Annotated in this window: 10 protein-coding genes; 4 read left to right on the top strand and 6 right to left on the bottom strand. The window is 38.6% G+C overall.

Going from position 1 to position 11,600, the window contains the following annotated elements:
• Positions 1-114: 114 nt before the first annotated feature.
• On the bottom strand, positions 115-1,182 hold the full coding sequence (locus tag EHW90_RS01810) for an ABC transporter substrate-binding protein (RefSeq protein WP_124950787.1): 1,068 nt from the start codon (positions 1,180-1,182) through the stop codon (positions 115-117).
• A 140-nt stretch (positions 1,183-1,322) separates the two neighbouring features.
• On the opposite strand from EHW90_RS01810, the gene EHW90_RS01805 reads away from it, so the two are divergent.
• Positions 1,323-1,961: a hypothetical protein gene (locus EHW90_RS01805; protein ID WP_243113884.1), complete on the top strand. Its 639-nt coding sequence runs from the start codon at positions 1,323-1,325 to the stop codon at positions 1,959-1,961.
• Between the two features lie 49 nt (positions 1,962-2,010).
• Here the strand turns inward: EHW90_RS01805 and prfB are convergent.
• The 4 genes from prfB to EHW90_RS01785 form a co-directional block, all read right to left on the bottom strand.
• A protein-coding gene (gene prfB, locus EHW90_RS01800) for a peptide chain release factor 2 (RefSeq protein WP_124950785.1) occupies positions 2,011-3,145 on the bottom strand; the annotation gives its coding sequence in 2 pieces (ribosomal slippage) (positions 2,011-3,069 and positions 3,071-3,145; 1,134 coding nt in all).
• A gap of 82 nt (positions 3,146-3,227) precedes the next feature.
• A complete protein-coding gene (ftsH, locus tag EHW90_RS01795; RefSeq protein WP_124950783.1) occupies positions 3,228-5,039 on the bottom strand; it encodes an ATP-dependent zinc metalloprotease FtsH in 1,812 nt (603 codons plus the stop codon).
• Between the two features lie 140 nt (positions 5,040-5,179).
• Positions 5,180-7,459, bottom strand: a complete 2,280-nt coding sequence (locus EHW90_RS01790; protein ID WP_124950781.1) for a sensor histidine kinase — start codon at positions 7,457-7,459, stop codon at positions 5,180-5,182.
• Positions 7,452-8,147, bottom strand: coding sequence for a response regulator transcription factor (locus EHW90_RS01785; RefSeq protein WP_040458430.1), 696 nt, complete (start codon positions 8,145-8,147; stop codon positions 7,452-7,454). Before EHW90_RS01785 ends, EHW90_RS01790 begins: the two co-directional genes overlap by 8 nt.
• A gap of 192 nt (positions 8,148-8,339) precedes the next feature.
• Here EHW90_RS01785 and tadA point away from each other — a divergent pair, with 192 nt between their 5' ends.
• The gene (gene tadA / locus EHW90_RS01780; protein ID WP_009447238.1) at positions 8,340-8,819 is read left to right on the top strand and encodes a tRNA adenosine(34) deaminase TadA; all 480 of its coding nucleotides are present in this window, start codon (positions 8,340-8,342) and stop codon (positions 8,817-8,819) included.
• A gap of 2 nt (positions 8,820-8,821) precedes the next feature.
• On the opposite strand, the gene EHW90_RS01775 is transcribed toward tadA, so the two are convergent.
• Positions 8,822-9,331 (bottom strand): hypothetical protein, encoded by a 510-nt coding sequence (locus EHW90_RS01775; RefSeq protein WP_124950779.1) that lies wholly within the window; start codon positions 9,329-9,331, stop codon positions 8,822-8,824.
• Positions 9,332-9,707: 376 nt separating this feature from the next.
• On the opposite strand from EHW90_RS01775, the gene EHW90_RS01770 reads away from it, so the two are divergent.
• Positions 9,708-10,370 carry a helix-turn-helix transcriptional regulator gene (locus EHW90_RS01770; protein WP_124950777.1) on the top strand — a complete coding sequence of 221 codons (663 nt, stop codon included), beginning with the start codon at positions 9,708-9,710 and terminating at the stop codon, positions 10,368-10,370.
• Between the two features lie 36 nt (positions 10,371-10,406).
• A complete protein-coding gene (gene dpaL / locus EHW90_RS01765; protein WP_124950775.1) occupies positions 10,407-11,600 on the top strand; it encodes a diaminopropionate ammonia-lyase in 1,194 nt (397 codons plus the stop codon).

The following is an 11,600-nucleotide window of genomic DNA, read 5'->3' as shown; positions in this document are numbered from 1 at the left end:
TATTCTTTCCGGTTAAAGAAAGAGCTGCCGCCAACACAACTCTTACAAGCTATATCTAAATCACTTTAGCTTTTACTTGTATTGTTCTGTATTATGCAGCAGCTTTTCCATAATTTATTTTGTAAATATTTCTTTGAACTTATCCAACCATTCGGACTTATGCTCAGCTGTATTGGTCTCATCGTCAGTGATAACCTTGATTTCACTCATAGGCTTCATGGCATCACCTGCTTCAACGTCTTTTCTGATGCTTCTACGATACTGTGTACTATTCATAAATTCCTGTGTCTCTTTACTTGTCAACCAGTCAAGGAAGATCTGAGCACTTCTCTCATTGGCACAGTTCTTTATTATATATGCACCGTCTCCTCTAAAGATAACACCTTCATTCATGTATACCACTTTTACAGGCGAACCTGCTCCTACATACTGTGCAGCACCCTGCTCAAATGTAAGTCCTACCGTATACTCACCATCCGCTACTCCCTTATAAACTGCTGATGAACCTCCAAGAAGCTTTCCGTCCAACTGGTCTACAAGCTTATCTACATAGTCCCAACCCTTATCAGGATCACCGTTACCCATAGCGTACAGCATATTAACAAGGTGCTCAAATGATGAAGATGATGCTGACGGCTCTGCAAAGGCTATCTTGCCTTTAAGTGCAGGATTTAATAAATCCTCATAACCTTCAACTTTGATATCTCCTATCAAATCTGTGTTTACCATGATTACAGAAGGTATTGTGTCAAATCTTGTAAGATTGCCCTCTTTATTCTTGTACTCATCATAGAATGCATCTTCATTTGCACATTTGTAATCTGCAAAATACTCACTCTTATTCTTTACTGTACCGATTGTTCCCGACCACAGTACATCCGCTTGAGGGTTATCAGCCTCCGTCTCGATTCTTTTAAGAGCGTCTCCGGTTCCCATTGCAAGGCACTCCGCCTCTATTCCGGTTTCCTCTTCAAACTTTGTGATCATCTCATCGATCATAGACTCGGTCAAAGGACTGTATATAACAAGCTTTCCTGTTTCTTTAAGATCCCCGTCCTTTGTATCCTTGCTTTCAACCTTAGCATCGGAACTTGCCGTTGCCTCACTCTTTTGACCTGAACAAGCCATAAGACTGAATGCAGTCATAGCTGCCAAAGATATTGCAATTACTTGCTTTTTCATAAATATTCCTCCGTTACGTAAAACTTATATAGTGATTATATCTGTATAAAAATGTAAAATAAACCCAATAATAAGTCGATATATCCAAAATTCTGAACAAGGTAAAAAGAATAACATATTAAGGAATTTAGGTGATGAAAATGAGAGAAGAATATGATATAAGTATCTTGAAATATCCCGTAATCAAATTAGATACAATATTAAAAAGCTGCAAATGGGTGATTTTGATTAAAAATAAGGAGAACTTTATGAATCAATACATTTGTAATTATCGGACTATCGGAGATATATCTACTACAGATATCAGTTTTTTACCGTCAGTCTATAATTTTTATAAAAATGATATTATTATGCCGAAGAAATCACTTGATGATATGATTTTACTGCTTTCCAAAGATTATGGTCTGACTAAAGTATTATATAGTGAACTTGACAGAATGACAGCAGAATCAGCCATATCAATGATTAATTATAATACCCACAAAAACAATCCGAATATTCCTACTAATGATATTTGGCAACTTCCACAAAATTTGGCGACTTCCCGCTTTTATACAGATTTTTATGAGAGATTTGTAAAAATCGGAGATTCTCCTAAGATTATATTGATTTATATACCCGATAAAGATTACTTTATGTCCAATTCATCCTTTTTTGAAACTGCAATTTATGTTTATAGAGGAATAAACGAAGATGATTTTAATAAAAAAGGGCCACAATATAAGCATTATCTCAACAATATGTTTTTATTGAGCGAATCTCTAAAAATGCAATATTAAAAAACCGACCGTGAAAACTTTTTTCACAGTCGGTTTCTTTATTTCTGACTTATTCATCCCCCGCATTTCTTGCAGGGCAACCTAGGCTCTGCCACGTAAGGTATGCAATAATAAACTTATCTATATCTCCGTCAAGTACGGCACTTACATTTCCGCTCTCTGCTCCGGTTCTGTGATCCTTTACCATTGTATATGGCTGCATTACATAGGAACGAATCTGATTTCCCCAGCCTATATCCTTTACATCACCTCTGATATCCGAAAGCTTCTCGACATTAGCCTGCTGCTTTAATAAGAAAAGCTTTGCCTTAAGCATCTGCATAGCCTTGTCCTTGTTTTGGAACTGGCTTCTTTCATTCTGACATTGTACCACCACGCCTGTAGGGATATGTGTGATTCTTATAGCTGAAGAAGTCTTGTTGATATGCTGACCTCCGGCACCTGATGAACGATAAGTATCTATTCTCAAATCATCCGGATTGATGTCCACATCAAGGTCTTCTTCTATATCAGGCATGATATCACAGGACACAAACGAGGTCTGACGCTTTCCTGCCGCATTAAAAGGCGATATACGCACAAGTCTGTGTACACCATGCTCACTTCTAAGATAACCGTAGGCATTTATACCGTTTATCTGCAATGTTACGGACTTTATTCCTGCCTCATCACCCTCAAGCATATCAAGAACTTCTACAGTGTAGCCTTCTTTAGCCGCCCATCTTGTATACATTCTGTAAAGCATTGAACACCAGTCACAGGACTCCGTTCCGCCTGCACCTGCATTAAGTTTCATGATGGCATTTGAAGAGTCGTATTCACCTGTAAGCAGTGTGGCTATCTTCAAATCATCTATTTCTCTTGTAAACGCTTCAAGCATACCTTCTATCTCAGGTATAAGGCTCTCATCATTTTCCTCATAGCCCATCTCTATAAGGACTCCGATATCTTCGTATTCGGACTTTAACTTATTATATTTTTCGACAGTATCTTTGAGCTGTTTTGCCTCTCTTACTATCTTGGTACTCTCCTTAGGATCGTCCCAAAATGTAGGCTCTTCCATAGCACGATCAAGCTCAATTATCTTTTTTTCCTTACTGTCCAAGTCAAAGTGAATCCCTCACTTCCAGCAATATTTTTTCGTAGGATTGTAGTGTGGTTTTAAAACCGTCTAATTCTACCATTTGCTCACCCACTTTCATTTTTTTCTAAATATCCAAACGAATATCAACGATATTATATTAAAGTTTTAAGATTATGTAAACATTACCTGTTTAATATCTCCATAAACTCATCACCTGTGATGGTTTCCTTCTCATACAGGAAATGAGATATTTCTTCAAGTTTTTCTCTGTTTTCCATAAGTATCTGTGCAGCCTTCTCATGCTGAGCTTTTACCAAGGCCACTACCTGTTTGTCTATAACAGCGGCGGTCTCAGCCGAAGCCGCCAAAGAAGTATCACCTCCGAGGTACCTGTTGGTAACGGTCTCAAGCGCAACCATATCAAAGTCTTTGCTCATTCCGTATCTTGTAATCATAGCTCTTGCAAGTTTGGTAGCCTGCTCTATATCATTTGAAGCTCCTGTGGAAACATCTCCGAACACCACTTCCTCTGCCGCTCTTCCGCCTGTAAGAGTGGCAATCTTATTTTCAAGCTCACTCTTTGTCATCAGATAATGATTACCCTCATCCACCTGCATAGTATATCCGAGCGCTCCCGAAGTTCTGGGAATAATGGTTATCTTTGTAACCGGTGCCGAATTGGTCTGCTTTGCGGCTACAAGCGCATGTCCCACCTCATGGTATGAAACTCTCCACTTCTCCGCATCCGTCAAAATGGAATTTTTCTTTTGATAGCCTGCAATAACAACCTCAATACTTTCTTCAAGATCGGACTGATTTACAAACTTTCTTTTATCTCTTACCGCTCTTAGCGCCGCCTCGTTTATAATATTTGCAAGCTCCGCACCCGAGGCACCTGAAGCCATTCTTGCAATCAGCTTAAAATCAACATCATCCGCAATCTTTATCTTCTTAGCATGAACTTTGAGTATTTCCTCTCTACCCTTTAAGTCGGGAAGTTCTACAGGTACTCTTCTGTCAAATCTTCCGGGTCTTGTAAGCGCCGGATCAAGCGCATCAGGTCTGTTGGTGGCCGCCAAAATCATAACACCTGAATTGCCCTCAAAACCGTCCATCTCTGTTAAAAGCTGATTGAGAGTCTGCTCTCTCTCATCATTTCCGCCTATCTGTCCGTCTCTTTTCTTACCTATAGCATCTATCTCATCAATAAAGACTATACATGGCGCTTTTTCCTTTGCCTGTTTGAAAAGGTCTCTTACCTTTGAAGCACCCATACCTACAAACATCTCAACAAACTCGGAACCCGACATTGAGAAGAAAGGAACATTTGCCTCACCGGCTACAGCCTTTGCAAGCATTGTCTTACCTGTTCCCGGAGGTCCTACAAGAAGGATACCCTTAGGCATTGAAGCACCTATATCCTTGTACTTACTCGGATCATGTAAGTAATCAACTATCTCTGTAAGATTTTCCTTTGCTTCATCCTCACCTGCCACATCACTGAACTTGATGCCTTCAGATGACTTTACATATATCTTGGCACCTGACTTGCCCATACCGCCGAACATCAGCGAGTTTGCACTGTCTCTGTTAAACATCTTCTTTGAAATTCCGTTCCACAGAAAATAGAATATTACAAGAGGTAATACCCAGCTTAAAACGGCATCCAACAGCGGTGAATCCTTTCTTACAATATCACTTGAAAACTCCACTCCTGCACTATGAAGTCTGTCTGTAAGCTGCGGGTCGTTCATCAGACCGGTCTTATATGTTACATTGTCATTTTTTCCTACAAATACTATCTGATTGGTCTGTATATCGACCTTTGAAATCTCACCTTTTTCAGTCATTGTCATAAAGGTTCCGTAGTCAACCTGCTTTATCTGACCTTCTTTGATAAAAGGTAGAACTAAAAAATTTAATGCCATCATTATTGCTAAAACAACAATATAGTAATAAATGAAAGGCTTCCTGCTTTTTGGATCTTCTACCATATTTTCTCCATTCTTTCTTATATCTTAATGCTAAATACTGTGCTTCCTATAACGACCGAGTCGTTATTAGCACTATATCATAACGAGTGCTAATAATCAAGTAAAATATATGAGTGGGCCCTAAGACTCACTCATATATATCAGACCGCCTTAAATCTTATCTGTACCTTGAATAAATCTCCGTCTATTATTATCTCAAACTTTCCGCCCTGCAAAATCGTAAGAGACTTGGCTATCGAAAGTCCGAGTCCGCTGCCCTCCGTAGTCCTTGATACATCACCTCTTACAAACCTCTCTGTAAGTTCGTCAGGCTTTATATTGAGCGGATTTTCTGAAATATTCTTTATAACAAATGTGGCAATATTATTCTCTGAAGTTATATCTATATAAATCCTTGAATTTTTAGCCGCATATTTGAAAGCATTATTGTAGAGATTTTCCAAAACTCTCCAAAGATGTCTGCCGTCGGCTTTTATCATAATACCTGTAGTCGGAAGTGTGGATATGATTTTAAGTCCTTTTTCAGCAAACTTCTCTTCAAACTCTCCGTTTGTCTGATTTATCATCTCTACAAGATCTATATCCCTAAGTTCAACGGAGATATTTCCGCTTGATACCTTGCTTGCCTCTACCAAATCCTCAGTCAGATTCTTTAAATGCTGTGACTTTACAGACAATACATCAAGGTATTCCTGTATCTTTGCATTCTCAGGCTTTTCCCTCTTTATAAGGTCAACATAGTTTATAATGGAAGTAAGCGGAGTCTTTATATCATGTGAGACATTTGTAATCAGATCGGCTTTTAATCTTTCACTCTTTACCTGCTCGTTTATGGCGCCCTGAAATCCCTTACTTATATTGTTGAGATCCTTTACCACACTTATCTCTCTGCCTGTAAACTCGCTTTCATCAAGCCTGTACCTTGTATCGCCGTTTGCAATCTCCTTTATCGCCTCCGCAATCTTGTCAAACGCTATTGCAGTCTTATAAACCTTATTGAATATGACAATATTTATAATAAGGAAGATAATAAAACATATAAATATGGTGAGACGGCCGAAGAGGCTTTTTACATTGATTGTGGTAAGTAAAAACAGTATAACCACTACAAAGTCCACCAAAATCATAACCAAAAAGTTTGAGCCGAGCTTCTTTTTGAAAGTTCTCTTTAACATATAGACCGAGAAGCTCTCTTTTATAATCTTTGTATATGAATTCTTCCACAAAAGCCCGGCCTTGTACTCCCTGAGTATTGAAAATGCAATAGGCAATGTCACCAGATAGATAGAAACATAGTTTAACATCTGACCTGCAAAGCCCCATCGCTTCTTTTCAACATATATATGCAGGACTTTATTTACTATGAAATTGTTGATTGTAGCCAACAGCACAATAACAAAAATCAAAAGTAAAAGCTTCACCTCAAAAGGTATGGCATCAAACAAGTTGTTCAGCCTTATTCCGGTTTCATTCTCATTATGACCGCAAAAAGCTATAAGATAACCCAAGCTTATTGCCATCAGTATAATACCTATAGTTACGGATACCAAACCTACGGCATAGAGTCTTCTCTGACTTAAATAGTTCACATTGTCAATAGCGTAGACATCTGTCGCCGTATAAAGAGTGTTAATTGCAATATATACTTTATAAGGTTTTTGAAGCTTGTCTGTAATCTTTTCAGCCAAAAAAGACAATTCATTCGGCACCTTGTTCATATTTGTCTCCACCTGCATACCCTGTGAAGACGTTATTGCAAACTTGCCGTAGTCATATACCGTCTTTACATTCAACAACCTGTCGTTTGTATACAAAACATCACCGTACTCAAGTCTGTATCTGAAATTGGACGGCTGTACCACAAATCTTTCATATGCCTCATAGTACTTTGACAAAAGACCTATACTCTCGGTTATAGCTGTCTTCATACTCATATATGCATCACCCGGCTCCAATATACTTGAGTCGTTGGCATAAGTTCTGTAGTTTACAAAGTATGATGTATCCTCTATCTGATTTACCAGATTTTGGTCGGTAACACTCAGCTTATAATGTTCATCAATATAGTATCCGTGTCTTTTGGCATACTCAATAATTGAGCCGACCGTAAAGTCCACATCGTTGCTGGGACCAATATTCAAACCGAATATCTTCTTATTTATATCAAACTTTCCGTCGGTTTCAAATACATCCTTTAACTCGGCATACGAAAAAAGCAATGAAATATCCGAGTCCACCTGATTCATAAACGCCGGCGAATCGTCATAATTCTCGGAGTTCAGCCACAGCAGACCCTTATTAAAATTATCATTGCAATATATTATGGAAATACCTATCACAAACAGGGCAAAGGCCGTCAAATGCAAGACCACTGCCCAAATCTTTAATTTAGCTCTTGAAAAAAATATATTTTTATCCATGCTTTTCAATCTTATATCCTACGCCCCAAACCACTTTTAGGTATCTCGGTTCTTTAGGATTTATCTCAATTTTCTCTCTGATATGTCTTATATGCACCGCAACCGTATTGTCGGCACCTATAGCCTCTTCATTCCAAATCTGCTCATATATCTCATCTATTGAGTAGACCTTTCCTGCGTTTTTGGCAAGTAAAAGCAGTATATTGTACTCTATAGGTGTAAGCTTGATAAGCTCTCCCGCCACTACTACTTCCTTTGTCTCATCATCTATCTCAAGGTCACCCACAACCACCTTTTGCGGTTCAGGCATCGACATATTTCCAAGTTTTTTGTACCTGCGCAGCTGACTCTTCACTCTGGCAACCAGCTCAAGCGGATTAAAAGGCTTGGTAAGGTAGTCATCAGCGCCTATATTCAGTCCGAGTATCTTATCGGCATCTTCCGACTTTGCCGAAAGCATTATAATAGGTATCGTGCTGTTCTCTCTTATCTGCATTGTCGCCCTTATTCCGTCAAGTACAGGCATCATTATATCTATTATCAAAAGATCCACCTTGTGTTTTTCCATCAACTGTATAGCTTCTTCACCGTCATATGCTGTAAGCACTTCAAATCCTTCGCCTGAAAGATAGATTTTAATTGCGTCTACTATCTCTCTGTCGTCATCACATACCAATATCAATTCCATAGTTCCATCCTTTATATATATCTTGACATAATTTTCATTTTGTTTTAGTTTAACATACAAATTATATGGATTGTTTTATCACAACCTCGGTATCAATTATACCATTTGTTTTCATATAAAAAAACAAAAACTTTGATACCGAAACTATTATATGGTAAAACTGTTAAAATTTTGTGACTTACAGGTATTAAAATGGATAGGGATAATTATTTTTTAAAAGAAGCTATAAAGCAGGCAAAAAAAGCAATGGCAATAGGTGACGTTCCGATAGGCTGTGTTATCGTATTTGAAGATAAGATAATAGCAAGAGGTTATAACAGAAGAAACAAGGATAAAAGTACGCTCTCACATGCGGAAATAATTGCTATGAAAAAAGCCTGCAAAAAGATAGGTGACTGGCGACTGGAAGACTGTACCATGTATATAACACTTGAGCCCTGCCCTATGTGTGCAGGCGCCATAGTGCAGTCAAGAATAAAAAAAGTGGTCTTAGGCGCTATGAATCCGAAGGCAGGATGTGCAGGTTCAGTGCTTAACATCCTGCAAACTGACGGATTCAACCATAAGACCGAAGTTGAGCTTATATCATCTGAGTCACTTAGAAGCGAGTGCTCCTCACTTTTAAGTTCTTTTTTCAAATCTCTGAGGCAGGCAAAAATAAAGCCTGAATAATATTACTCATTGACAAGCTTTACATCTTTTAATCTGCCGTAAGTATTTTGACCCTCTTCATATGTTTCAAATACACCTTCCACTGTGACAAGGGCTTCTTCATCCGGACAATTTTCATGCTTGTTCATACTCTCATCCGCCCAAAGAAGTTCAAGGCCCTGTGCACAGCAAGCGGCGGCATCCTTTACCATACAAAAGTGATAGTACTGATCGTTTTCTTTACTGTAGGATGAGTAATAATTTCCCGTCACCTTAAAACTCTTTCCTACATATGACTTCGGGTCAATCATCATCTGATATATTGTGGCATATACCATATCAGGACCCATACTGCTCAGGTCATAATCTACCTGTCCGTCAGCTTTAGTCTCTTCACTTTTTACATCTGTACCTGCCGTCTGTGTACTGCTTTCTACATTATTTATGTCGACAGAACCTCCTACATCCGCTTTTTTGGCTCCACCACATCCTACCAACAGGATACAGGATAATGTTACTATGATTTTTCTCATAAACCTCCCTTATTCTACTGTCAAATCTCTACTATATTATATAGGACTTGATTATTAACTAATTTATTAAGCTCTAGTATAATTGTTATACCACGACTCAAACACTATTATAAATTTTTTTTTGAAAACTGTACATAAAAAAATATCTTATTTTTGTGTACTATATATATTAATTTTTCGATAGTATGCAATATAAAAGTGCGTCATTTATTGTTTAAAATTTATTAAAATGAGCCGTCTATATTCACTCTTATAATATTTTTGCTTACCTAAAAATTTTTTAGATACCTATTGATTTGCTTTGATTAAAGTGCTATAGTATACATACCTAAAAAAAATTTAGGCGTGTAAATTAGAAAGGAGTAGCGATAGTGTTATGAACAGAGATGACTTAACTTTGGAATCTTTAGTGATGATTGCACACGGTATCGCCAGACAGTTCGGCAATGACTGTGAAGTATGCATTCACGATTTACAGGCTAATGACCTTGAGCACACTATTTGCTACATCATAAACGGTCATGTATCTGGAAGAAAGATCGGTGACGGTGCTTCAAAGATAGTACTGGAGACTCTCGAAGCTTTAAAAAAAGGGGATAATGTAAGTGATCACCTCGGCTATCGAACACATACTTCAGACGGCAGAATCTTAAAATCTTCCACTATCTTTCTAAAGGATGAAAGCGGTAAGTACAGATTCATACTCGGTATAAACCACGATATGACCAATTTCATAAATGCTCAATCAGCACTATCCAATATAGTGGAAAATATCGAAACCACAGGCGAAGATATCTACGGTCAGATTCCTTTAAGTGTGAACGACCTGCTCGACAACCTGATTGAACAAAGCGTGAAGCTTGTGGGGAAGACTCCCGCACTTATGACAAAGGATGAAAAGGTTAAGGCAATCAAGTTTTTACAGGATGCCGGTGCCTTCCTTATTACAAGATCCGGAGATAAAATTTCTCAATTTTTTGGAATTAGTAAGTTTACACTGTATAGCTACATTGATCAAGCAAAAGCAGTGGATGAATAAGCATTTTGCTTAACAATTTTAGGAGGTTTAAATTTCATGTCACAACTAAAATGGGTCATTAACAATATGCCCAAAACAGACGATGCTAATCTTCCGATAATGTCGGTTGAAGAGGTGACTAAGGCTAAAGCTTTTCATGAAAGCTTCCCTCAGTACAGCGAAACACCTTTGGCTGATTTAAAGGAGATGGCTAAGTTCCTCGGTTTAGGCGAGGTTAAGGTTAAGGATGAATCTTACAGATTCGGTTTGAATGCATTCAAGGTTCTTGGCGGTTCATATGCAATTGCCAAGTACATAGCTGATGAAATGAATGTAGATGTATCGGAATTACCTTATTCAGTTCTTACATCTGAGGAGTTTGCAAAGAAATTCAAACCTGCTACATTCTTCTCCGCTACAGACGGTAACCACGGTCGTGGAGTGGCTTGGGCAGCAAACAAGTTACATCAGAAATCAGTAATTATAATGCCTAAGGGTTCTACACAGACAAGACTTAACAATATCAAGGCTGAGGGTGCCGATGCATGGATTTCAGATGTAAACTATGACGAATGTGTTCGTGAGGCTGCAAAGCTTGCCGCTAAGGTTGAGCACGGAGTTGTAGTTCAGGATACAGCTTGGGAAGGTTATGAGAAGATACCTTCATGGATAATGCAGGGTTACGGTACTATGGCTCTTGAGGCTGACGCTCAGTTTGCCGAGAGACCTACTCATGTATTTGTTCAGGCAGGTGTAGGTTCACTTGCCGGTGCAATGGTAGGTTACTTTGCCAATAAGTACAAAGAGAACCCTCCAATCATGGTAGTTGTTGAAGCCGAAGCTGCAGCATGTCTTTATAAGGGTGCTAAGACTGCAGACGGTAATATAAGAATCGTAGACGGAGATATGGATACAATCATGGCAGGTCTTGCTTGCGGTGAGCCTAATATCACATCTTGGGATATCTTAAAGAACCATGTAACATGCTTTATAGCTGCAGAAGATGAAGTAGCTGCCAGAGGTATGCGTATGTTAAACGCTCCGTTAAAGGGCGATCCTCAGGTACTTTCAGGTGAGTCCGGAGCCGCTCCGTTCGGTGCTCTCGCTACTATTATGATGGACGATGAATACAAGGAGCTTAGAGAGAAACTAAACTTAACTAAAGATTCAAAGGTATTACTTTTCTCAACCGAGGGCGACACAGATCCGCAGCGTTGGAGAAATATTATCTGGGAAGCTAAGGAAAGATAA

Source organism: Lachnoanaerobaculum orale, from assembly GCF_003862485.1.
Taxonomy (GTDB): Bacteria; Bacillota; Clostridia; order Lachnospirales; family Lachnospiraceae; genus Lachnoanaerobaculum; species Lachnoanaerobaculum orale.
The sequence above is the reverse complement of the archived record's forward strand: the minus strand, read 5'-3'. Positions and strand labels throughout refer to the sequence as shown.